This window comes from Bacillus sp. E214 (genome assembly GCF_008087365.1).
Taxonomy (GTDB): Bacteria; Bacillota; Bacilli; order Bacillales; family Pradoshiaceae; genus Pradoshia.
On record NZ_VENN01000008.1, the window covers coordinates 14294 to 37394 of the forward strand.

Sequence of the window (23101 nt, forward strand, 5' to 3'; positions counted from 1 at the left end):
TTTTAATATTTATCTTTGCTGGCCTTATAAAATTATTATTTTTCGTTATCTTTTGGCAATTGGAGAGTATGTTGTCTGTATTAGGAATGCCAAATCTTTTGGATCCTTTTCAAAAGCTGAATAACTGTATACTGCGGACAGGATTTGATGCCTCAGGTCAGTATGTGGCTGAGAAAATTAAGTGGCTTGAAAAGCAGTTAGAGGCTATAGACGAGGAATATAAATGTACAGGTAAAATCAATGTCCTATTGGAAACTGAACTGAAGGTTGAATTTCTTCAACTGTTGATAAAAATTTATAAAATGAGCGAATGTCAACAACTCCGAGTCGTACAGAAGAAAACGGAAAAAAAGCGACATGCTGAAAATATTGCCTCGTGGATTAATCAACACTACTGTGAAAAAGTCAGCTTGGAACGTATTGCTAAAGAGTTGAATTTAAATAAGTACTACGTTTCCCATGTTTTTAAAGAGGTTACCGGTTATACAGTCATGCAATATGTAATGGAATGCAGGCTGATTCAGGTAAAGTATTTATTGGAAATGAAACCTGATCAAACTATGGAAGACATTTTTCTATCAACTGGGTTTGAAAGTGCTGCACACTTCAGCCGCTTTTTTAAGGAAAGAATCGGGATGACACCAACCAGTTTTCGGAAAATGAAGAGAAGCCAAACGTTTGATTAATCTTGCTCAGTTTTGAGCAAAGATTAATGTTAGATTAGAAGAACAAAGTAATGATTTTGAGAGAAACATCGATACAATATAAGTACTATAAAAATAGGGAAATTTTCACTAAATATGCTCAACGATGAGCAAACTTTAATGGATTAAGGAGGAAAACAAATGAGTATGAGAGAACCAGCACTCCAACAGGAGGAACAAGTTGGATCTAATTCAGTAAGACCATTCGGATTACGAGATAAAGTGGGTTATTTGCTAGGTGATTTTGGAAACGACTTCTTTTTCTTGCTTGCCAGTACATTCTTAATGGTTTTTTATACAGATATTTTTCATATTAATGCTGCTACAGTCGGGGTATTATTTATGGTTGCCCGATTATGGGATGCATTTGCAGACGTGGCTTGGGGCCGATTCATTGATACAAGACCAGCGACTAAACATGGTAAGTATAAACCATGGATTTTGCGCAGTCTTTCCCATTAGTATTCACAGGAGTGTTAATGTTCCCGAAAATACCTGGTATGACTGATGGTTTCTACTTAGCATGGGCTTTCGTGACTTACATCGTATGGGGAACATTGTATGCTACCGTTAGTATTCCATATGGATCAATGGCATCCGTTATGACAGCTGATTCAGTGGAACGTACATCATTATCAACATGGCGTACAGTAGGTGCCAGCTTGGCAGGTTTAATTATCAATGTTCTTGGACCAGTGATTGTGTTTGTAGACAATAAAATTGATGCAAACCGTATGTTTATGGCAGCGGCTGTGTTTGGCGTTTTGGCAATTGCATGTTATTTCGGTTGTTATAAACTTAGGTATTGTACTAACATAGCTATAAGCGAAGCTGACAAGACCCAGATAAAGCGATCACATTGGTGAAGAATAAACAGGAATTATTATCAATCAATCCAGAAAAACATAAGAAAGTTTTACTTGTTGAAGTAAAAGGACCGGAATCTGCTTATGGTAAGTTGATGGCTGCTATGACTGCTGGTAAGAAAAAGCCAATCGAATTAATGAAAGAATTGCTTGAGAAAGCAGGATTCGAGGATGAAATCTACGAATCACCAATCGATAAGTTGATGAAACTTCCTCCACAAGAAATGATGGGTGCAATCATGAACGTATACGCTCAAAAACGCCCACTTGCTGAATTGACAAATAATTATGACTTAATCATCAACATAGCAGATGTAGCACCGACTACAGACCAACGTATACAATGGGCTCCTTTGAAAGGAACTCCAGATATACCGTTCTATGTAAATGAAGTACCGACTATCTTTATTTCTTTACAATGTCCGTTCCACTTAGCGGATGTACCGCAAGTTAAGACATACATCAATGCATATGATAGTCATGATCATACGGTGACTGCTATCGTTGATAAATTATTAGGACGTTCAGAATTCAAAGGTGTCAGCCCTGTTGATGCATTCTGTGGATTTATTGATACTCAAATTTAATTAGAGTTTTTAGATGAAAGATTCGTTGATTATGGGATACGAATCATAATCTAAAATGATAGTAAATAAGAAGGTAGTTAGAGTGAGGTTAACTGAACTGAACTTAACTATCTTCTTTACTTATATAAAGGTTTGAATGGAGAGTTAACAATGTTCTCTCCAATAGGAGTGAGAATTAGCCATGGTGAAAATGGTATCTAGGTTACCGGGTGAGAATAATAATAGCTATGCATATAGAGCAATTAAAGAAGGAATTAAATCGTTGGAATTACTGCCTGGACAATTACTGAGTTTAGGAGAATTAACAGAGGTTCTTAACGTTTCAAGCACACCTATAAAAATTGCCCTATGGAAGCTGCAGCAAGAACATCTTGTAGATGTAATCCCTCAAGTAGGATCCTATGTTTCAAGAATTAATCTGGAAATAGTCGAAGAAGCATCCTATATGTGGTTCGACTTAGAAAAAGAATACTTAAAATCAGCGTGTCGTTCTTTTTTTGAAGATCATGTGAATCAATTGAAGAAAAATCTTATTCTTCAAGAGACGCTGTTAGCTCAAAAGGACATAATGAATCAAAAAGAACTGGCGAGAAAATTTAATGAATTGGATGATCACTTTATTCTATTATCTTTCAGGGTCACCAAAGAAATAATACATGGAAAGCAATTTCACATATGACCTTGGATTATCACCGAATGATTAGCTTTAGCAACCATCCTTTTGAACATCTGGTCGCCGAACATAAGGAAATCATCTCTATAATTGAAAATAAAGAGATAGAACGAGTGGAAAATTTTCTTAAGAAACATATATTCCAACCAATAGATGATTGGAGAAATGTATATAAAGAGGAAGTATGTTAGAAAAGTGTTAGTGAAATGAGAAAGAAAGCATTACACAACTGAAAAAGCCTCAAAACAAAGATATCCAAATATAAATGGATGATATATCGATTTAATCATGTTGAAGCTACCCAAAAGTTTCGAAAGGTTAATCTAACCAATAAAAAGAGTTGCCAGAAGAATATTTCCTGACGGTAACTCTTTTTATATTTGATGGGTTTTCCAACATGCTTAGATTATACAATCAAGTCTATGTTTCAATGTCTAACCTTTAACGGGATTGTGTAAAATAAATATTTCCTATATCAATATAATTTTAGGTCTCAATACGTATTAGCAAAATAAATCAAAAAACTTAAAAAAGTAAGCACTTTCATGTAATGAATTTTATTTATTGATATACTAGTATAATAAGTAGGTGTTCTAAAGAATGCCCTTTAAGAACGCTGACTTCCGGGAGTGTGAAAAGTAGTGAATAAATGGGCAAAGGATATTTATCAACCTAAAGTTTTAGATGGATCTATTTTGGCTTCTTATCGTCTTCAAGGATTAAATACAGATGTGACTGGATTTAATCAATTTGAAACACACGGTACATATGAGATTTATGTCTTTGAAGAGGGGCAGTGTAATTATTTTATTCATAATAAAATGTATGACTTACAACCAGGAGATATCATTCTTTTGGACAGATTTACTTTACATAAGACAAATACTGTTTCTCCTGATACCTATGTAAGGAGTACCATTCATTTTTCACCAGCTTGGTTAGGGAGGTTATTTCCTGTTTTGGGCATGCCAAATCTTTTGGACCCTTTTCAAAAGCTGAATAACTGTATTTTGCGAACTGGATTTGATGCTTCGGGTAAATATGTTGCAGAGAAAATTAAATGGTTCGCAAAGCAACTGGAGATAATCGATCAGGAGTTTCAATCTACAGGTAAAATAAATTCGATATTAGAAACAGAACTGAAAATAGAATTTCTCCAACTATTGATGAAGATTTATAAAATGAGCCAATGTTCACAGCTGCATGTCGAACAAAAGAAGACAGAAAAGAAACAGCATGCTGAGAATATTCTCTCATGGATTAATCAGCACTATTGCGAAAAAATCAGCTTAGAACGTATTGCAAAAGAGTTTAATCTAAATAAATACTATGTATCCCATGTCTTTAAAGAGGTTACTGGCTATACGGTCATGGAATATGTAATGGAATGCAGACTGATTCAGGTAAAGTATTTATTGGAAATGAAGCTTGATCAATCACTGGAAGACATATTCCGCTCGACGGGTTTTGGAAGTGCCGCCCACTTCAGTCGCTTTTTTAAAGAGAGAATTGGGATGACACCAACTAGTTATCGGAAAATGAAAGGAAGACAAACTTTTGGTTAATTATGCTCAGTACTGAGCAATCTAAATTTTCTATATCAAAAAAGTTAGAAAACAACACTCATACCAATTTATAAGTAACTGTGATTGAATATGCTCAATATTGAGCAATATCTCGATTTATGTAACAAAGAAAGAAGAACACAATATACATACCAAATTATAAATAAAACTTTAATAAATTATGCTCAATATTGAGCAAATGTAAGGCTGTTCCGTTCATAAGAGTAAACACCCTTCTATCTTAAGAAAAAGAAGGTATATGTTTAGTTAATTATGCTCAATACTGAGCAAATTATATTTGTTGGATAGATTAAGGAGGATAACTAAATGAGCATGAGAGAACCAGTACTCCAGCAGGAGGAACAACTTAACTCTAGTGCGGTAAGACCATTCGGCTTACGAGATAAAGTAGGCTATTTACTAGGTGACTTTGGAAACGATTTCTTTTTCTTATTAACTAGTACATTTTTAATGGTATTTTATACAGATATTTTCCATATTAGTGCTGCAACAGTAGGGGTATTATTTATGGTCGCTCGACTATGGGACGCATTTGCTGATGTAGCTTGGGGACGTTTTATTGATACACGACCAACAACAAAAAATGGAAAGTTTAAGCCTTGGATATTACGTATGTCATTCCCATTAGTATTTACAGGTGTTTTAATGTTCACAACCATTCCTGGAATGTCAGATGGATTCTATCTAGCATGGGCATTTGTGACATATATTGTTTGGGGTACATTATACAGTACAGTTAATATTCCTTATGGATCAATGGCTTCTGTTATTACAGCTGATCCAGTTGAAAGAACAACATTGTCTACATGGCGTACAGTAGGTGCTAGCTTAGCAGGTCTTATTATTAATGTTCTTGGACCAATGATTGTATTTATTGATAACAAAATTAGTGCAGATCGCATGTTCATGACAGCTTGTATCTTCGGTGTGTTAGCAATTGCTTGTTATATTGGTTGCTACAAACTTTCAACAGAACGTATTGAGGCACCAGCAAAAGAAGTGAAGAAGGGTGATTTCCTGCGTTCTTTGAAAAGCTTAGTGAAAAATAAACCATTCCTATGGGTACTAACAGCATCACTCATGACTATGTTAACATCTTTTATTGTTATGGCAGTTAATACGTACTTGTTCAAAGATTATTTCGGTAATGCAGCAGCGCTAAGTATAATTGGACTTGTTCAAATGGCGTCAATGTTCATTACAGTTCCATTAGTTAAGCCACTAGTTGCAAAGTTTGGTAAAAAGGAAATCTCAATTGTCGGAATGGCATTTGCAAGTGTTATATACATTGCGCTATTCTTCTTAAAAGGTATTGAAACAATGCCGTTTATCGCTATTGTAGCACTAGCTATGATGGGCATGAGTTTCTATAGTTTTATTACTTATGCATTCATTTCAGATGTTATTGACTATCATGAATACCTAACATCATTACGAGAAGATGCAACGGTTTATTCTATTGTTTCTATGTCTAGAAAAATAGGACAAGCAGTAGCTGGTGGTATCGGTGGGGTGGCAATCGCCGCTGTTGGTTATAATGCTACATTAGGTACGCAACCACAAGAAGTATTAGATGGTATTTACATGCTAGGTACATTAGTGCCAGGTGTATTATACGGAATCATTGCAGTCGTTTTATTCATGTATCCTTTAAACAAGCAAAAAACAATTGAATTAAGTAAAGAATTAGAAGCAAAACGTAATGCAAATAGTTAATGAATTGAAGAATTAAGGTTGAATTATTGGCTCTAATAATTGGTATGAATAATCATTAGAGCCAATTCTAGATATTTTACGGTGGAGGATTTAGTTAATGATCGACTTAAAGGAAAAAACAATGATGGTAGATTTAAAAGCAAAACCGTTTAATTTAACAGATAAAGATATTAAATGGGTAGAAGATACAATTGCAGAGATGACAATCGAGGAAAAAATCGGTCAGTTATTCGTAAACATGGGAGCCAGCCGTGATGAAGAGTACTTAAAAGGAATGTTAGATACTTATCATATCGGTGCCGTTCGTTACAATCCAGCTACAGCTGAACAAGTATATGACCAAAATAAAATCTTACAAGAAAATAGTAAGGTTCCTCTATTAATAGCTGCAAATACAGAGTGCGGTGGAAATGGTGCTTGTATAGATGGTACATATGTAGGTCATCAGGTAAAAATAGGTGCTACAAATGATCCTAAGTATGCTTATGAAATGGGGAGAGTATCCGGAGAGGAAGCTGCTGCTATCGGGTGTAACTGGAGCTTTGCACCAGTTGTTGATATCGATATGAACTGGAGAAACCCAGTAATATCTACTCGTTGCTACTCCAATAAAGCAGAGCAAGTTTTAGAATACTCTTTAGAATATATGAGAGGAATAATGGAAAGTGGTATAGCTCCAGCTGCTAAGCACTTCCCTGGAGATGGCGTAGATGAAAGGGATCATCACTTATCATTTGCTCCAAACACGTTAACAGTAGAAGAGTGGGATAATACATTCGGAAAAGTATATGGAGGATTAATAGAAGCGGGATTACCTTCTATCATGTCAGGGCACATCGCTTTACCGGAATATGTACGTCACTTTAAACCAGATGCAACGATTGAAGAGTTAGCAACGCCATCAAGTTTAAGTAATATCGTCTTACAAAATCTATTAAGAGATAAATTGAACTTTAATGGTGTAATCGTAACGGATGCTTCTCACATGGTAGCGATGACATCTGCTATGAAGCGCAGTGAGATGTTACCTACAGCTATAGCTGCTGGCTGTGACTTATTCTTATTCTTCAATGACCCGGAGGAAGACTTCAACTGGATGATGGAAGGCTATAAAAAAGGAATCATCACTGAAGAAAGACTTGAAGAGGCATTAACTCGTATATTAGGATTGAAAGCATCTTTAGGATTACACACAAAAGCTAAAACTGAAATTTTACAGCCAAAAGAAGAAGCCATGGCTAAAATCGGAACAGAAGCAAATAAGGCTGTTGCACCAGAAATATCAGATAAAGCGATCACATTAGTGAAGAATAAGCAGGAATTATTACCAATCAATCCAGAAAAGAATAAGAGGGTTTTACTTGTTGATGTAAAAGGACCAGAATCTGCTTATGGTAAAATCATGGCTGCTATGTCGGTTGGTAAGAAAAAGCCAATCGAATTAATGAAGGAATTACTTGAAAAAGCAGGTTTTGAAGTTGAAATATATGAATCTGCAATAGATAAGATATTAAAACTTCCACCACAAGAAATGTTAGGTGCAGTCATGAACGTATATGCTCAAAAACGTCCAATATCTGATTTAACAAGTAATTATGATTTAATCATAAACATAGCAGACGTACCACCAAGCACAGATCAGCGTATTCAATGGAATCCTTCAAAGGGAACTCCAGATATACCGTTCTATGTAAATGAAGTACCGACAATATTTATATCTTTACAATGTCCATTCCATTTAGCAGATGTACCGCAAGTTAAGACATACATAAATGCCTATGATAGTCATGAACATACATTATCTGCAATAGTTGATAAATTGTTAGGACGTTCAGAATTTAAAGGTGTAAGCCCTGTCGATGCATTTTGTGGATTTATCGATACAAGAATTTAATGAAGTGTTTATATAAATAATAGGTTTTTAGATTATGTAATTTAAATCATCATTTCATTTCTGCCGTAGGTAAGAAGATAGTTAGACGGAATTTAACTATCTTCTTTACTTATATAAGCTTTGAACAGAGACTAGCAGTGTTTTCTCTAATAGGAGTGAGACTAAGTATGATGAAAATGTTATCAAGGTTACCAGGTGAGAATAATAATAACTACTCGTATAGAGCAATTAAAGAAGGGATATTATCATTAGAATTACTGCCTGGACAGTTATTGAGTGTTGGAGAACTGACTGAGGTATTAAAAGTATCAAGTACGCCTATAAAAAGTGCGTTATGGAAACTTCATCAAGAGCATCTTGTAGATGTTATTCCACAAGTTGGGTCATATGTTTCAAGAATAAATTTGGAATTGGTTGAAGAAGCATCGTTTATGTGGTTTGACTTAGAAAAGAAATATTTAAAATCAGCATGTAATTATTTTTCTGAAGAGAATGTTGATCAGTTAAGGAGAAATCTTGATCTTCAAGAAATGCTGTTGATTCAACAAAACATACTGAGTCCAAAAAAGATGACTAGACAATTTAATGAATTAGATGATAGCTTTCATTCCATTATCTTCCGAGGTCATCATAGGGATAATACTTGGAAAGCAATTTCACGTATGAATATGGATTATCACCGAATGATTAACTTTAGCCAACATCATTTTGAACAGATGATTGCTGAACATAGAAATATACTTTCTATAATTGAGAATAAAGAGATGGAACGAGTGGAAGATACCCTTAAAAAACATATATTCAAACCACTAGATTATTGGAGAAGGTATAAAGAAGAAATCTGCGAGAAGAATGAGCGCAAAATATTCATGGCTACAACATGAGCTTACGTTAACGTAATAAAAATTACAAAGAAGCCTCTCAAAAGCTACGCACTTTTAAGAGACTTCTTTTTAAGTTATTAACATAAAAATGTCGATTTTAATTTTTATAATATTAAAGAGTCTTTAGTGTCTTTAATGCACGATGAATTATTAATCAGTAAGATCTACAACAACTTTAATCGTTTCATTGGCAGCGATAGCTGTTTCAAAAGCCTTTGAAAGGTCGTCTAATTTATAGACTTGCGTTACCATTGTTGCGATTGGTGTTTTTTTCTTCTCAATATGATCGACGACACGTACGATATCTTCATGTGTATACCCACTTGCACCAATAATTTTTACTTCTTTACTCATAATATCCGAGAAACTTACTGGTACGTCTTGTTTGTACACGGCAACAATGGCAAAACGAGCATCAGGTTTTGCCATTTTGAATGCTTGTTCAAATAATGGAGGAGCACCGGCAGCATCAATAAAAGCATCCACATTTGGAAGTGGAAAACCATAGTATTCAGCTGTGCCGAAATATTCAACAAGTGTTGTGGCTAGATCCTGTTTAGTGGTATTGATTGTTTTCGCACCTAATTCTTGAGCTTTAGCTAAACGCCAATCATTGATATCTACTACAACCACATCTTTAATACCTTCTCCGATCAAGCCGGCAGCAGCTGATAATCCGATCGGACCGGCACCAAGTACTACGATATGTTCACCTGGTTTAGGGTTAGTTGAGAAAGCACCATGAAAACCAACGCTCATAGGCTCCATTAATGCCGCTTCTTCAGGTGTTACTTCATCTGAGAAAGTGTATAAGTTATGATTTAAGGCTGCATCTTCGATGACCACAAATTGAGAAAATCCGCCTGCTTCACAAGAAAGTGCCTTACCAACTCGTTTAGCGGTAATCGGATTCACCCCAACGCGCATTCCAACTTGAATGTCCTTTACCTCTGAACCAACCTCTGCGACTTCACCGAAAAATTCATGCCCAAATTCTTTTTCATAACGGATGCCCATATTTCCGGCACCAGCTTTTACAATATTTATATCTGTACCGCAAATACCACAACGCAATGTACGCAATAATACATCCTTCGGTCCGATTGTTGGCATTGGTAACTCTTCAACTCGTACATCATTTAAGCCATGATAAACTCCTGCTTTCATCTCATTCACCCCAATTTTTATAAGTATACTTAATTTTATGACAATTAATATACCAGAGCAATTTGGAACCATTTATATGAACAATAAAAATGTTACTAATCTCCCAAAGACATTTATTATAGGTGGTAATATATGTATATAGTATTTGAAATCTATATATCTGTAATTTCTATTAATTATTGACAAGTAATCAGTATTGCTATTGGTTTTGTAAACGGATTTATCTCAAAATTATTAATGAGACCGACAGACTCTCCGAAACCTGAGTAACTGAAAGAAACTTTATTTTAAAAAATTAAAACCGGAAACGGAATAGCCTCGTCAATATTTAGGAAGGGGGAGAAATAGTGGATGAAATAACAATGGAACGCCTCGTTATTGAGGAAAAGGAGATCATCATCGACGAACTGATGGACCAATATGGGCAAGAAATTTTACAACTCTCCTATTCTTATGTGAAGAATCGTGAACTTGCTGAGGACCTTACCCAAGATATCTTTGTAAAATGCTATCAATCCCTTCATACATATAAGGGTAAATCAAAAATTAGGACATGGTTGTGGAGAATAGCTATTAATCATTGCAAGGATTATTTGAAAAGCTGGTACAAAAACCATGTCTTCCTCTCAAGTGATGAATACATTTATTCTGGTGAAAGTGGGCATAGCACTGAACAAGCGGTTATTCGGCAAGATGAAGAAGAACGTCTGGTGCATTCTGTTATGCATCTGCCGATTAAATATCGGGAAGTCATCTATCTTCATTATTTTGAGGAGATGCCCATTCGTGAAATGGCGCAGGTACTATATATTAATAACAATACAGTGAAAACGAGACTCCGCAGGGCGAAGACACTTTTAAAGGATAGTTGGGAGGGATATAGCGAATGGAAGAACGGTTGAAGGGTCTTAAAAAGGCTATGAAGGAAACTTGCATGCGGGAGCTAGATTTCTCAGAAACTATGAAAAAGCGCATTCATAAGTCCATCGCAAAAGAATCATTCAGCGAGCAGGATATGTTCATTAACCTCCTCCAGCTTCTTTTAAAGGAAAGGACAGGCTTTGAATTAACAAGGCTTCTTGCAGTAAGAGGCATAAGAAAGTATGAGGACCAGGAAGGTTCTATATATGCGTTTTTGCATGAACAGGAGCTAGCGGGAATCATTACGGCTTCATGGGGATCATCAGGAGAAAAAAAGTATCAGCTGACCGACAAGGGGAGACGTGCGCTTGAAAAGTCTGATGAACGAGTATGGCTAGCTAGTCTTACCTTGAGAGGACAGGCGGAGAGGTGATCAGAATGGTCAATGATAGAGAACGCTTTTTGGGAGAAGTTATCGGGCAAATTCGCTCAAAGGAAGCGAAGGTAAGTGTTGAAAAAGAATTGAATTATCATCTTAAGGAAGCAAAGGAATATTGGCTGGGGAAAGGGCTGTCGGCTACGGAGGCACAGGAGAAGGCGATTAAGCAAATGGGAGATCCGTATAAGCTTGGTGAGAAGATGAACAAGCTATACCGACCGAAAGTGGATTGGCTGCTTCTTTCCCTGTTAGCAGCAGTGATAATGCTTGGATTTCTCCCGATTTTATCAATGGATTCGTCACAAGTGGAAATACAGGATTCATTTATGCGGAATAGAGTGATTTTTGGTCTGCTAGGCATAGCGCTGGCAATTGGGATTATGTACTTTGACTATCGGAAGCTGCAAAGATGGGGTTGGGCCTTTTATCTGGTTGGTGTAGCTATACTCTATGGGTTACGGCTAATTCCGTCTTATACAATCAATGGGGAACCTTATTTTGGTATACCAATGCTTGGTTCATTCAATTGTTGGATTGCATTGCCGTTCTTTTTCCTGGCTTGGGCTCAATTTTTTCAGAATAAGAAATTGAAAGTTTGGCAGCTTTTTCTTTTGTTTATCTACTCCTTTTATCTTTTCTTAATGGTTCCAGACCTAGCAATCTCATTTATCTATGGAATGACAGTTTTGATTATGTTATGGTGGAGCCATTTAAGTAAGAAAACTGCATTATTTATAACCGCAAGTACGATTACAGCATTCATAATTGGGTTGGTAGCCGTTTTGCCTTCTTTAAAAGGTTATCAGAATGAGCGGATAGCAGCCTATATAAATCCCGAGAAGTATGCAGATGGTTCAGGGTATATGTATGTGCAACTAAGGGAGCTGATGACCGAAGCAAAATGGTATGGAAGCTCTGCTGGCCAGGGTAATGTTCTTCCAGGAACATATTCCGATTATGCATTGGCGGGTCTGACCTCTCATTTCGGGTATGTTGTCACCGTGGCAGTTCTGATTATTCTCCTATTATTTGTGATTCGAATGGGGTATATTGCGATAGGAGCACGCAATAGATATGGAAAGTTACTTGTTATCGGAGCTCTGGCCCTGTTTTCTTTACAATTTTTCTATAATATTGCGATGATATTCGGGTTTGTCCCGATTATGACAATCTACTTACCGTTTATCAGCTATGGCTGGATGTCGACGATTTTGAATGCGTTTTTAATAGGAATTGTACTTAGTGTTTACAGGCGTAAGCATTATGGTGTAATGACAGAAAGAGAGTGCGAGGTCAATTAGGCCTAGCATCCTTTTTAAGCGAGGTTCGGACCAAACCAATTAACATCATCTTCCATAGGCAGAAAATAAGAGTGGGAAATCACGAAAAGGATTTCAGGCTATATTAACGGACAAATCATCGCGGTTAATGGCGGACGTAATATGCTTAGAGGATAATGATATAATCCCATCTGTTAAACACAGGTGGGATTTTTATGTTAAGGTTAACTTATCCCTCGTTATAGTGGGATTTTGGAGCAATGAGCTAATAGGAGTGTTTAATCATGCAACATTTGCAGTTCGAAAAATCGTGGGATAAAGCGTTATCTGCCCAGGACCGAAGCTATATAGAAAAAGTATTTGTAGAGACAAAGCATCTAAACGGCACAGGTGTAATTTTCTCTCCTATCCGGGAAGCCATCAACCACAAAGAGGCACTGCTTGTGACCGTATTAGTCCATAATTTCACGGATCAGCCGCTTACATTTAATAACACAAGATTACGATACAAAATTCAGGGAGAGGTTATTGCGGAAAATGAATTTACCTTACCTAAGCTTGTGATTCCAAATGAAGTGAGTATGCCATGGACATTTATATTTCCAAAAGAAAGCTACAAAACACAGCTATCTATTAAGAATGGACGATTAGAGGCAGTTTGATTTTCAACAGGCAAAAAGACCAAAATCAGTTGAATAAAATTATATCGAAAATAGTAAAAAGTTTTTAATATAAATAAAGTTTCTGAGAGATCTAAACTTCCTAAGGTAATATAAAACGGCTTGATTCAAGTAGGAATCATCAAGCCGTTTTTATTATCAGGAAGATTTAGCATGAAGTATGACGAGGAATTTTCCATCCTGGACTTCATTAGAGTAACGTTGAGCGTCCTCTTCAGAAAGTCCGATATTCATCAGAGAGTTTAATAATCCTCCTTCACTGGATCGGGCTCCAACTAGCGCACCGCCGAGCATAGTTAAAACAGGACCTGCAGCCAAAATTGCCCCTAAACCTGGGACCAATACAGCCGGTAATCCTGCGAGTGCGCCGGCAATGCCGAGTGCCCCTCCGGTAGCAGCTCCTGCAATAGCTCCATCCATAGTAGATATTTTTACTTCCTGTGACATCTTGGATAAATCATTTGCCTGGTTAGCAATCACGGAAATTTCATCAGTCGTATAGCCTTCCTTTTTAAACTCCTCAATAGCATCTGCTGCTTGTTGCTCGTTTTCATATACGTTAATCACATAATCTCCCATTCTATACCTCCCAATTTTCTTTAATATGACTTATTTACCCGTTTTAATATCTTTAGACACTTTTTCCTGGGTGTACTGGATAGATCGTTATTTTTTATTAAATTAAAGTATTCGATTTATAATAAAATGGGTTCGGGCCAGACAACGAGTCATAAGGAAACACCTTTTTATCTTGTTAAAATCAAGAAAAATAAAATTTAATTCTAAATAAAACAGTAAATAACTGAGTAATTTAAAGATTTCATATCATTTGGCTATCAAAGTGGTTATATTTAACTGTTTTTCTGTATTTTAGGATGAATATGAGCTACTCATACTCTTTACAACTGGAAAATACCGGAGTAGTATTACTCTCATAATTAAATCATTCTTAATCGCTGAATCTTTAAAGAGCGGGGGAACCACTTTTGTGACTCTTGTCACTTGGGGTGAATCCTTAATCAAGGTAGGGCTACTCTTTTGGCCCGAATCCGACAGCTAACCTCGTAAGCGTTAAGGGAGAGGATGGTGTAACTGGGGAGTCGAAGAAGTTATTTCGACCACAGGGTAGACCTCTGTGGTCTTTTTTGAATTTTAACAATTTAATACGTTAATATCTTAAATCGCTGAGTCTTTTTAAAGAGCGGGGGAACCACTTTTGTGACTCTTGTCACTTGGGGTGAATCCTTAACAAGGTAGGGCTACTCTTTTGGCCCGAATCCGACAGCTAACCTCGTAAGCGTTAAGAGAGAAGGTATTACCTTTGGTTTAAAGCCCACTGTGTAATACAGAGGGCTTTTTTGTGCTTTTTGAATGGTGAATTTTAACAAAAATAAGGAGGAACCAACCAAATGTTTCGTATGAGTTATCTGGATATGAGAATGCAAGAAGAGCTAGTTCAATCGTTTACCAGAATAACCAGATGAATATTTCATATTATCCGAATGGTTTCTCTAAAGTTAGATAAAAGGACAATAAGGGGTGTCCTTTCTATCATTCGATCAACATATATGGGATATAGAAAGGGCAGCTTTATCCTTCTATGAGATTAAGGGGGATTTAAAAGTGGGAAACGTGCTGATTATCGGCAAAGGCAATCTTTATACGTCAGTGATTTCTAGTAATAGCTTCAGAACAAGGGCATTTGATGTATTGCCTTATAAGCAATATTTTAAATCTCTTTACAACACGGAAAATGGAAACAGGAGAATAGATAACCAAATTGAAATGGAAAAGGAATTTTTGGTATATAACAAGGTTTATATTATTTCAGATTCCATCAATGAAGGGTTTGAATTGACTACCTTCTTTTCTAAATTGGGTACGAGAAAAATCATTGTTGCGACACAATGCAGCAGGGATTATCAGCTTTACAAGAAGCTCGGCGCCAAACTTGTTTATATAAGTAAACCTGGAAGCAGCTCATATAGTTGGTTAACCAATCACCTTTAACCTTTTAGCTGTGGATTAAAAAATCAATTTTATGAAAGGAAGATTCTTGTGGATCTTATTTCAATTGGATTAGCAGTAGGATCATTTCTACTATTTTGGGGATTTATCAAATTTTGTGACAATGTGATTGAGGAACGAGGGGTAGAAAAATGATTTTTATAGGAATCGTTGTAGGTGGACTTGCGATTTACTTAGTTGATGCCTTAATTCATCCAGAGAGATATTAATTTATTAAAACACTATGGGGGAAAGAATAATGGATTTTATACAAATAGCATTGGTATTAGCGGTTCTTTTATTGCTTGCTATTCCTATGGGGCGTTATATAGCCCGTGCTTTCTCTTTGGAAGAGACAAGGCTTGATCGAGTATTTGGCGGAATAGAGAAAATAATTTATAAGCTGTCAGGAATTTCGCAGGGGAATATGAAGTGGAAGCAATACGCAAAGGCTTTATTGGTCAGTAATATAGCAATGTTTGCTATATGTTATATAATCGTTCGTCTACAAGGTGTTTTACCGGGAAATCCAAGTGGGATTGCTTCAATGGATCCGTTCTTATCTTTTAATACAGTAGCAAGTTTTTTAACCAATACTAATTTACAACACTATAGCGGAGAATCAGGTTTATCTTATTTATCACAAATGATGGTTATTATCTTTCTGATGTTTACAACACCAGCGACAGGAATTGCTCTATGTATCGCCTTTATGAGAGGCCTGACAGGGCAAAAAAGCATAGGTAACTTTTATGTGGATTTAATCCGTGCCCATACACGTATTCTGATCCCGCTTTCCATCCTGGTTGGAATCGTGCTAGTAGGTCAGGGAGTTCCGCAAACAATAGGGCCGACGATTACAGCTACGACCCTGGAGGGTGCCGAACAGCAGATTGCGCGTGGACCTGTTGCAGCTTTGGAATCTATTAAGCATTTAGGGACTAATGGCGGGGGATTTTTCGGTGTAAACTCTGCACATCCATTTGAGAATCCAACACCACTCACGAACGTTATTGAAATCTTATCCATGTTTTTACTACCAGCTTCACTGCCAATCGCTTTTGGACATATGGCTAGAAGCCGTAAGCAAGGTTGGATTTTATTCAGTGCGATGGGAATTATGTTTCTTGCGTTCTTATCATTAGCCTATTTTAGTGAAGCAAATGGAAATCCTGCGCTTCGAGAAATCGGCCTTTCTCAATCAGATGGAAGTATGGAAGGGAAGGAAGTGCGGTTTGGAATTGCCCAAAGTGCCCTATTTACAACAGTTACAACAGCTGCAACCACAGGCACAGTAAACAATATGCATGACACGTTAACCCCGCTTGGAGGGTTGGTTCCATTGGGGGAAATGATGTTGAATTGTGTATTTGGTGGGGACGGTGTTGGAACCGTAAATATTTTAATGTATGCCATTCTAGCTGTTTTCTTAGCAGGATTAATGGTTGGGCGAACACCTGAATTTTTAGGGCGTAAAATCGAAGCGAAAGAAATGAAGTTAATCGCCATTACCATTTTAATACATCCGCTAATTATTCTGGCTCCATCGGCCATTGCGCTGGCAACAGAAATGGGGTCATCAGCGATTTCGAATTCAGGGTTCCATGGAATTACTCAAGTCGTCTATGAATTTACTTCATCTGCGGCGAACAATGGATCAGGATTTGAAGGCTTAGGTGATAATACACCATTTTGGAATATATCAACAGGGTTAGTGATGTTATTTGGCCGCTATTTCTCCATGATTGCCATGCTTGCAGTAGCTGGATCGTTACTAAATAAAAAACCTGTTCCGGAAACGATTGGTACGTTTAAATCAGATAACATCACATTCATCGTTCTTCTGGTGACTACGGTTTTAATCGTAGGGGCATTAACATTCTTCCCAGTTATCACGCTCGGACCAATTGCGGAGTATTTATCGATTCGCTAATAAAGAAAAAAGAAGGTAAAGGAGTATTCTAATGAACACAAAGCGTAAAGCGGCGATTAATAACGCTATAGTCAAGCGTGCTTTAATAGATGCTTTTAAAAAGCTGGACCCGCGTCTGATGGCTAAAAATCCAGTCATGTTTGTAGTAGAGGTTGGGTTTGTTATCACCCTAATCCTGACCATTTTCCCCACCCTATTTGGAGGGGGAGCGAGTTCAATTTACAACGGGAGTGTAAGTGCAATCTTACTTCTTACCATTCTATTCGCTAACTTTGCGGAATCTTTAGCAGAAGGAAGAGGTAAGGCACAAGCTGAAAGCTTGAAAAAGACAAAACAAGATACAAGTGCCAGATTGCTTTTGAAAGATGGATCAACCAAAATGGTCCAATCAACTGAATTGAGAAAAGGGGATATAGTTGTTGTCAAAGCAACTGAATTGATTCCTGGCGATGGGGAAATTGTAGAAGGGGTAGCCTCTGTTGATGAATCAGCAATAACAGGTGAATCTGCACCGGTTATTAAAGAATCTGGTGGAGATTTCAGCTCAGTCACCGGCGGTACACGAGTAATTAGTGACAGGCTAAAGATTCGAGTGACGACGGATCCAGGTGAATCCTTCCTTGATCGTATGATTCATTTGGTTGAAGGAGCTAAGCGCCAAAAAACACCGAATGAAATTGCATTAAATACATTGCTCGTCAGCTTAACGTTGATATTCTTAATTGTTTGTACGACCCTGGTTCCAATCGCCTCCTATGTTGGAGTGACTATACCAATCGCAACTTTGGTAGCCTTACTTGTTTGTTTGATTCCTACGACGATTGGGGGACTGCTTTCAGCGATTGGAGTCGCCGGGATGGACCGAGTTACTCAATTTAATGTAATTGCTATGTCAGGTAAAGCAGTGGAGGCGGCTGGGGATATTAATACGATAATTCTCGATAAAACAGGAACGATAACCTATGGGAACCGGATGGCTACAGCATTTGTGTCCGTTGGAAAAGCAGATCAAATAGAGCTGAATAAAGCCGCACAAGCTAGCTCTCTTCATGATGAGACTCCTGAGGGACGCTCGATCATTGAGCTGGCAAAAAAATCAGGTGTTTTAGAAACTGTGGGCCATGAAATTGATTCCGAAGGTGTTGAATTTAAAGCGGAAACACGAATGAGCGGAACAGACTTTGCAGATGGACGGAGAATTAGAAAAGGGGCCGTAGATGCTATTAAAGAGTATGTGACCGCTCAGGGAGGGACTGTGCCAAAGGATCTTGATAGTAAAACAAAAACAATCGCAATGGAAGGTGGCACACCGCTTGCAGTAGCAGAAGGTAATAAAATTCTAGGCTTAATATATTTAAAAGATACCGTCAAACCGGGAATGAAGGAACGGTTTGATGAATTACGAAAAATGGGGATAAAAACGGTCATGTGTACAGGGGATAACCCACTGACCGCCGCAACGATCGCTCGTGAGGCGGGGGTGGATGATTTTATCTCTGAGGCAAAACCCGAAGATAAGATTTCCGTTATTAAAAAGGAACAAGCCGAAGGAAAGCTGGTAGCGATGACAGGAGACGGAACGAATGATGCACCGGCACTCGCGCAGGCTGATGTTGGCCTTGCGATGAATAGCGGAACGATTGCGGCAAAAGAGGCGGCGAACATGGTTGACTTAGATTCTGACCCAACGAAGATCATTGAAGTAGTAGCCATCGGTAAGCAACTGTTAATGACAAGAGGTGCTTTGACTACGTTCAGTATTGCTAATGATGTTGCGAAATACTTTGCGATTATCCCAGCTATGTTTATGGTAGCAATCCCGCAAATAGGGGCACTAAATATTATGAATCTAAATACACCACAAAGCGCGATTCTATCCGCTCTCATCTTTAACGCAATTATCATCCCATTGCTTATACCACTGGCAATGAAGGGTGTTAAATATGTGCCGATGAGTTCTACAAAACTATTAAATCGTAACCTCACGATTTTTGGATTCGGGGGAGTCATTGTTCCGTTTATCGGTATTAAGGTAATCGATTCTCTGCTTATGGTCATGAATTTTGTTTAAAAATAACTAATAAAGTAAAGGTGACGTATACATGTTGAAAAATTTGAGGGTAAGTCTGGTACTACTTCTTATATGCGGGATCATGTATCCTTTGGCGATGACAGGGGTATCACAGCTGATTTTCCCAGCTAAAGCCGATGGCAGTGTGATCGAAGCTAAAGACGGGGATGTGGTAGGTTCTGAATTGATTGGGCAGAGTTTTAAGGATGCGAAATACTTCATGAGCCGTGTATCTTCTATTGAATATAATGCTTCTGGATCAGGGTCAGGAAATTATGCACCATCTAATGAGGATATGATTGAGCGGACTAAAAACGATATAAAGGCATTTTTAGAAAATAACCCTGATGTGCAAAAAGAAGATATTCCGGCAGATCTTTTAACAAATTCAGGTTCAGGTTTGGATCCGCATATTTCACCGATGGCAGCGAAGATTCAAGTACCGAGAATTGCTGATGTCAGGGACATGGATGAAGAGCAATTAGTGTCCCTTATTATAAAAAATACGGATGGAAGGCAATATGGGATATTAGGAGAACCGCGGGTAAATGTATTACAGCTAAATATGGAGCTTGATAGATTGAAATAAGGAAGAAGGAGAAAGGGAGAGTATCGTATACCAGCTCTCCTTTTCTTGTCTGTAGAAAGATAGGGGTGAAAGCATGGTCGAATTTCGCAGAAAAACTCCCGAAGAATTTTTACAATCGATTTATGAAGTGAAACGAGGAAGGCTGAAAATTATTCTCGGGGCGGTTTCTGGATCGGGAAAGACCTATCATATGTTATTGGATGGGAATGTATTGAAGAAGAGATCGATTGATGTTGTGATTGGAATAATCAGTCCATCCAATCGTCCTAAAACAAATGAACAAATCGGGGATTTGGAGACGATTCGACCAATTGAATGGGTGGAGAACGGAATAGTTAAACAGGATTTAGATATTGAAGCCATTAAAGAAAGGAATCCAGAAGTTGTTCTTGTTGATATCTTGTCACATCGCAATCGCTTAGATGCACCGCATAAGACAAGACTTGAAGATGTAATAGAGCTAATGAACCACAATATTAGTGTAATTACAACGATGAACATTTACGAATTAAATGGAGTTAGAGAGATTGTTGAAAAACTGTTAGGCATTAAAGTACAGGTGGATCATTGTGTACCGAATGACACCCTTGCGATGGCAGATGAGGTTAAGCTTTTGGATGTAACACCTGACCAAATTCTTAATCGTTTACAGGATGGCAACATAGACCGGGTATTAGAAGAGAAATTGTTTAAACGAGCAAATTTGGCAGTATTACGCGAGCTTGCCTTACGCCATTTAGCAGGTGAAGTAAATGACGAACTGGATGAATATCGAGAACAGCAAGGGCTGATAGGACCATCCGGAGCATCGGAGAGAATTCTTGTTACCGTTCAATATCACTGGAATGGCTCAATTTTAGTACGTAGAGGACAACAAGTTGCAAAACGTTTGGGTGGTGAGCTATTAGTCGTATGTTTCCTTTCACCGGATAGAAAGCTTTCAAAGGAAGAGCAAACTTTTAGAAGGTCCATTAAAAAGTTAGTTCATAAAGTTGGAGGTAAATTTGAAGAATTTTCTATTACTCGAACGGATGCAGCCGAGGAAATCGTCACCTATGCAACTGACAAGAAAATCACCAAAATTGTAATAGGCCATTCTAAAAGAAGCCGCCTGGAAGAAATCATAAACGGCTCGGTCATTAATAAAATTCTGCGAAGTACGCAAAACATAGATATCTTGGTTGTAGCTGACCGAACAGATAAAAGTGGGAAAAGAGTAATACCTGCTAAGTTGGGAGACGACAATAAAATCAATCCATACCGTCGCTTATCAAATCGAGAAGTGGAAGAGCGGATTGGAAAAATGAAGCGTGGACAATTAAAGGTTTATATTGGGGCAGCTCCAGGTGTCGGGAAGACGTATACGATGCTGCGTGAGGCTAACGAGTTGAAGAAAAACGGAATAGATGTCGTAATTGGTTTGCTTGAAACACATGGTAGGAAAGAAACACTTGATCAAGTCGGAAGCTTGGAAATGATGCCACGAATGAAAATTAACTATAAAAATGTTGTGATTGAAGAAATGGATGTAGATGCCATTATAAAGAGAAATCCCGAGGTGGTACTAGTTGATGAATTGGCTCATACCAACGTACCAGGCAGCAATCATAAAAAACGTTATGAAGATGTTGAAGAGATTATAAAATCAGGGATTTCGGTCATCTCAACCATGAACATTCAGCATTTAGAAAGTTTAAATGACAGTATTGAACAAATTACAGGAGTGCGGGTACGGGAAACAGTACCCGATCAAGTTCTCCGAATGGCAGATGAGATTGAGCTTATTGATATTTCTCCAAAGGAGTTGCAGCAACGTATGCTGGAGGGGAATATATACGCAAAGGAAAAAGTAGAACAGGCACTGAATCATTTTTTTAAAACGTATAATTTAATCGCATTAAGAGAACTCGCCCTTCGTGAAGTCGCTGATGATGTTGATGAGAGACTAGAATTATTGGAACGTAACCGTACTTTAAGAGGACCGTGGCGAAAACAAGAGGTTATCTTTGTTTGTGTAAATTTACGCGGGAACAGTGAGCGTTTAATTCGACGTGGTTTTCGAACTGCTTATCGGTTGAAGGCTAACTGGTATGTGGGTTATGTAAAGGAGCATTCTGTTCTAACAGACGAAGAACAGTCCAAAATAAAGAACTTGCAGTTTTTAACCGAAAGACTGGGCGGGCTTTTTGAACTATACGAAACATCCCATCGAAGAAAAGTTGTTGAAGAATTGGTAGAACGATTAAATGACAAAGAGGCAACTCAAGTGTTTATAGGACAATCGACACGGACAAGAATGGAAGAGATCGTAAGAGGTTCGGTTGTCCAAAAGCTATTGCGTTTAGTCCGTCATTTAGATGTATTAATCATTGCAGATCAAAAACCTGATAAAAAGATGGACTAAGTTAACCGCCAAATTTAGAAAAGCATATAAACTAATCGGTCGGGCATTCTAAAGCAGAGCAGGAAGTATGAATAACTGATGAGGGGGTAAGCGGTGAATATAGCCTTTTTTCTAATCCCAAAAAGAGAAGTAGCCTTCGTTAAATATGAGTCCACGATGAGACAAGCGTTGGAAAAAATGGAGTTTCACAAATACTCTGCAGTTCCCATTATCGATAACCAAGGGAGATATGTTGGTACCTTAACAGAGGGGGACTTACTCTGGAAAATGAAAAACACCCCTGACTTATCATTTGAAAACACCCATAAAACGAAACTGAAGGACATAAGACCAAAGCGTTATAATGAACCGATTCATATTGATGCTGATATGGAAAGTATTCTTTTAAGGGCAATGGAGCAGAATTTTGTCCCTGTTATTGATGACGCAGGCATTTTTATTGGAATTATTAGAAGAAGAGAAATCATAGAATACTGTGCTAAGGGGATTTTCGAGAAAAAAGCATAAAATTAATAGTAATAGTGTACTGTTTAACTTTTATTACCTTTCGCAAGGAATTATTTTATTACCATACAATAAGAGAGTCCAAAGTTAATGTTCAGTATAATCAGCAGTCACATAAGCTTTCTAACACGACTGCCTGGATTATAAGGTAATCTTTTAGAATTGACGGTTTAACAGCCCTATATTCTATAAAAAGTTCATACATACATAAAAAGGTGAATTTAAAAGATTGTTTCCTGTAAAAAAGGGAGCAGTC

At 37.6% G+C, this 23101-nt stretch carries 23 protein-coding genes and 2 riboswitches; of the genes, 21 read left to right on the plus strand and 2 right to left on the minus strand.

Going from position 1 to position 23101, the window contains the following annotated elements; all coding sequences use genetic code 11:
- Positions 1-71 precede the first annotated feature (71 nt).
- From FHY47_RS17415 to FHY47_RS17450, 10 genes are all read left to right on the plus strand, one after another.
- Positions 72-686: a helix-turn-helix domain-containing protein gene (locus FHY47_RS17415; RefSeq protein WP_187393507.1), complete on the plus strand. Its 615-nt coding sequence runs from the start codon at positions 72-74 to the stop codon at positions 684-686.
- Between the two features lie 159 nt (positions 687-845).
- Positions 846-1166: an MFS transporter gene (locus tag FHY47_RS19360; protein WP_262366039.1), complete on the plus strand. Its 321-nt coding sequence runs from the start codon at positions 846-848 to the stop codon at positions 1164-1166.
- Positions 1139-1570, plus strand: a complete 432-nt coding sequence (locus FHY47_RS19365) for an MFS transporter (RefSeq protein ID WP_262366040.1) — start codon at positions 1139-1141, stop codon at positions 1568-1570. The genes FHY47_RS19360 and FHY47_RS19365 overlap by 28 nt, the downstream gene beginning before the upstream one ends.
- On the plus strand, positions 1567-2157 hold the full coding sequence (locus tag FHY47_RS17425) for a hypothetical protein (protein WP_148631253.1): 591 nt from the start codon (positions 1567-1569) through the stop codon (positions 2155-2157). Before FHY47_RS19365 ends, FHY47_RS17425 begins: the two co-directional genes overlap by 4 nt.
- Before the next feature lie 181 nt (positions 2158-2338).
- Entirely contained in the window at positions 2339-2836 is a 498-nt protein-coding gene (locus FHY47_RS17430) for a GntR family transcriptional regulator (protein WP_148631255.1), read from the plus strand.
- 17 nt (positions 2837-2853) lie between these two features.
- Positions 2854-3021 (plus strand): hypothetical protein, encoded by a 168-nt coding sequence (locus FHY47_RS19060; RefSeq protein ID WP_187393508.1) that lies wholly within the window; start codon positions 2854-2856, stop codon positions 3019-3021.
- Between the two features lie 450 nt (positions 3022-3471).
- Positions 3472-4395, plus strand: a complete 924-nt coding sequence (locus FHY47_RS17435) for an AraC family transcriptional regulator (RefSeq protein WP_066109945.1) — start codon at positions 3472-3474, stop codon at positions 4393-4395.
- Between the two features lie 327 nt (positions 4396-4722).
- Positions 4723-6132, plus strand: a complete 1410-nt coding sequence (locus FHY47_RS17440; protein WP_148631257.1) for an MFS transporter — start codon at positions 4723-4725, stop codon at positions 6130-6132.
- Positions 6133-6229: 97 nt separating this feature from the next.
- Positions 6230-8026, plus strand: a complete 1797-nt coding sequence (locus FHY47_RS17445; protein WP_222861907.1) for a glycoside hydrolase family 3 protein — start codon at positions 6230-6232, stop codon at positions 8024-8026.
- A 167-nt stretch (positions 8027-8193) separates the two neighbouring features.
- Positions 8194-8910 (plus strand): GntR family transcriptional regulator, encoded by a 717-nt coding sequence (locus FHY47_RS17450; protein WP_148631259.1) that lies wholly within the window; start codon positions 8194-8196, stop codon positions 8908-8910.
- A gap of 150 nt (positions 8911-9060) precedes the next feature.
- Here FHY47_RS17450 and FHY47_RS17455 read toward each other — a convergent pair whose 3' ends face one another.
- Positions 9061-10077, minus strand: a complete 1017-nt coding sequence (locus tag FHY47_RS17455) for a zinc-dependent alcohol dehydrogenase (protein WP_148631262.1) — start codon at positions 10075-10077, stop codon at positions 9061-9063.
- Between the two features lie 347 nt (positions 10078-10424).
- On the opposite strand from FHY47_RS17455, the gene FHY47_RS17460 reads away from it, so the two are divergent.
- The 4 genes from FHY47_RS17460 to FHY47_RS17475 all read left to right on the plus strand — a co-directional run bounded on the left by FHY47_RS17460 (position 10425) and on the right by FHY47_RS17475 (position 13319).
- On the plus strand, positions 10425-10979 hold the full coding sequence (locus tag FHY47_RS17460) for a sigma-70 family RNA polymerase sigma factor (RefSeq protein WP_148631264.1): 555 nt from the start codon (positions 10425-10427) through the stop codon (positions 10977-10979).
- Positions 10964-11371, plus strand: coding sequence for a PadR family transcriptional regulator (locus tag FHY47_RS17465; protein WP_140462264.1), 408 nt, complete (start codon positions 10964-10966; stop codon positions 11369-11371). Before FHY47_RS17460 ends, FHY47_RS17465 begins: the two co-directional genes overlap by 16 nt.
- A gap of 5 nt (positions 11372-11376) precedes the next feature.
- Complete coding sequence (locus FHY47_RS17470) at positions 11377-12678, plus strand: FtsW/RodA/SpoVE family cell cycle protein (RefSeq protein ID WP_148631266.1); 1302 nt, start codon at positions 11377-11379, stop codon at positions 12676-12678.
- 263 nt (positions 12679-12941) lie between these two features.
- Positions 12942-13319, plus strand: coding sequence for an SLAP domain-containing protein (locus tag FHY47_RS17475; RefSeq protein ID WP_148631268.1), 378 nt, complete (start codon positions 12942-12944; stop codon positions 13317-13319).
- A gap of 156 nt (positions 13320-13475) precedes the next feature.
- On the opposite strand, the gene FHY47_RS17480 is transcribed toward FHY47_RS17475, so the two are convergent.
- Positions 13476-13916, minus strand: a complete 441-nt coding sequence (locus tag FHY47_RS17480) for a general stress protein (RefSeq protein ID WP_148631271.1) — start codon at positions 13914-13916, stop codon at positions 13476-13478.
- 365 nt (positions 13917-14281) lie between these two features.
- A riboswitch (cyclic di-AMP (ydaO/yuaA leader) is annotated at positions 14282-14424 on the plus strand.
- 85 nt (positions 14425-14509) lie between these two features.
- A riboswitch (cyclic di-AMP (ydaO/yuaA leader) is annotated at positions 14510-14651 on the plus strand.
- 309 nt (positions 14652-14960) lie between these two features.
- Between FHY47_RS17480 and FHY47_RS17485 the strand changes: the two genes are divergently transcribed.
- From FHY47_RS17485 to FHY47_RS17515, 7 genes are all read left to right on the plus strand, one after another.
- Positions 14961-15347 carry a hypothetical protein gene (locus FHY47_RS17485; protein ID WP_148631273.1) on the plus strand — a complete coding sequence of 129 codons (387 nt, stop codon included), beginning with the start codon at positions 14961-14963 and terminating at the stop codon, positions 15345-15347.
- A 149-nt stretch (positions 15348-15496) separates the two neighbouring features.
- Positions 15497-15574 (plus strand): potassium-transporting ATPase subunit F, encoded by a 78-nt coding sequence (locus FHY47_RS19545; protein WP_077248205.1) that lies wholly within the window; start codon positions 15497-15499, stop codon positions 15572-15574.
- A 29-nt stretch (positions 15575-15603) separates the two neighbouring features.
- Complete coding sequence (gene kdpA, locus FHY47_RS17495; protein WP_148631275.1) at positions 15604-17277, plus strand: potassium-transporting ATPase subunit KdpA; 1674 nt, start codon at positions 15604-15606, stop codon at positions 17275-17277.
- 31 nt (positions 17278-17308) lie between these two features.
- Positions 17309-19348 carry a potassium-transporting ATPase subunit KdpB gene (kdpB, locus tag FHY47_RS17500; RefSeq protein ID WP_148631278.1) on the plus strand — a complete coding sequence of 680 codons (2040 nt, stop codon included), beginning with the start codon at positions 17309-17311 and terminating at the stop codon, positions 19346-19348.
- Between the two features lie 31 nt (positions 19349-19379).
- On the plus strand, positions 19380-19937 hold the full coding sequence (gene kdpC, locus FHY47_RS17505; protein WP_148631280.1) for a potassium-transporting ATPase subunit KdpC: 558 nt from the start codon (positions 19380-19382) through the stop codon (positions 19935-19937).
- A gap of 73 nt (positions 19938-20010) precedes the next feature.
- The gene (locus FHY47_RS17510) at positions 20011-22341 is read left to right on the plus strand and encodes a universal stress protein (protein ID WP_148631282.1); all 2331 of its coding nucleotides are present in this window, start codon (positions 20011-20013) and stop codon (positions 22339-22341) included.
- Positions 22342-22434: 93 nt separating this feature from the next.
- Positions 22435-22848 carry a CBS domain-containing protein gene (locus tag FHY47_RS17515; protein ID WP_148631284.1) on the plus strand — a complete coding sequence of 138 codons (414 nt, stop codon included), beginning with the start codon at positions 22435-22437 and terminating at the stop codon, positions 22846-22848.
- Positions 22849-23101: the final 253 nt, after the last annotated feature.

What these genes read in the sequence shown, in the direction of transcription:
- FHY47_RS19360 (WP_262366039.1), top strand. Translation starts at nt 846, where the DNA reads ATGAGTATGAGAGAACCAGCACTCCAACAGGAGGAACAAGTTGGATCT.
- FHY47_RS19365 (WP_262366040.1), top strand. Translation starts at nt 1,139, where the DNA reads ATGGATTTTGCGCAGTCTTTCCCATTAGTATTCACAGGAGTGTTAATG.
- FHY47_RS17430 (WP_148631255.1), top strand. Translation starts at nt 2,339, where the DNA reads ATGGTGAAAATGGTATCTAGGTTACCGGGTGAGAATAATAATAGCTAT.
- FHY47_RS19060 (WP_187393508.1), top strand. Translation starts at nt 2,854, where the DNA reads ATGATTAGCTTTAGCAACCATCCTTTTGAACATCTGGTCGCCGAACAT.
- FHY47_RS17440 (WP_148631257.1), top strand. Translation starts at nt 4,723, where the DNA reads ATGAGCATGAGAGAACCAGTACTCCAGCAGGAGGAACAACTTAACTCT.
- FHY47_RS17445 (WP_222861907.1), top strand. Translation starts at nt 6,230, where the DNA reads ATGATCGACTTAAAGGAAAAAACAATGATGGTAGATTTAAAAGCAAAA.
- FHY47_RS17450 (WP_148631259.1), top strand. Translation starts at nt 8,194, where the DNA reads ATGATGAAAATGTTATCAAGGTTACCAGGTGAGAATAATAATAACTAC.
- FHY47_RS17455 (WP_148631262.1), bottom strand. Translation starts at nt 10,077, where the DNA reads ATGAAAGCAGGAGTTTATCATGGCTTAAATGATGTACGAGTTGAAGAG.
- FHY47_RS17465 (WP_140462264.1), top strand. Translation starts at nt 10,964, where the DNA reads ATGGAAGAACGGTTGAAGGGTCTTAAAAAGGCTATGAAGGAAACTTGC.
- FHY47_RS17470 (WP_148631266.1), top strand. Translation starts at nt 11,377, where the DNA reads ATGGTCAATGATAGAGAACGCTTTTTGGGAGAAGTTATCGGGCAAATT.
- FHY47_RS17475 (WP_148631268.1), top strand. Translation starts at nt 12,942, where the DNA reads ATGCAACATTTGCAGTTCGAAAAATCGTGGGATAAAGCGTTATCTGCC.
- FHY47_RS17480 (WP_148631271.1), bottom strand. Translation starts at nt 13,916, where the DNA reads ATGGGAGATTATGTGATTAACGTATATGAAAACGAGCAACAAGCAGCA.
- FHY47_RS19545 (WP_077248205.1), top strand. Translation starts at nt 15,497, where the DNA reads ATGATTTTTATAGGAATCGTTGTAGGTGGACTTGCGATTTACTTAGTT.
- kdpA (WP_148631275.1), top strand. Translation starts at nt 15,604, where the DNA reads ATGGATTTTATACAAATAGCATTGGTATTAGCGGTTCTTTTATTGCTT.
- kdpB (WP_148631278.1), top strand. Translation starts at nt 17,309, where the DNA reads ATGAACACAAAGCGTAAAGCGGCGATTAATAACGCTATAGTCAAGCGT.
- kdpC (WP_148631280.1), top strand. Translation starts at nt 19,380, where the DNA reads ATGTTGAAAAATTTGAGGGTAAGTCTGGTACTACTTCTTATATGCGGG.
- FHY47_RS17510 (WP_148631282.1), top strand. Translation starts at nt 20,011, where the DNA reads ATGGTCGAATTTCGCAGAAAAACTCCCGAAGAATTTTTACAATCGATT.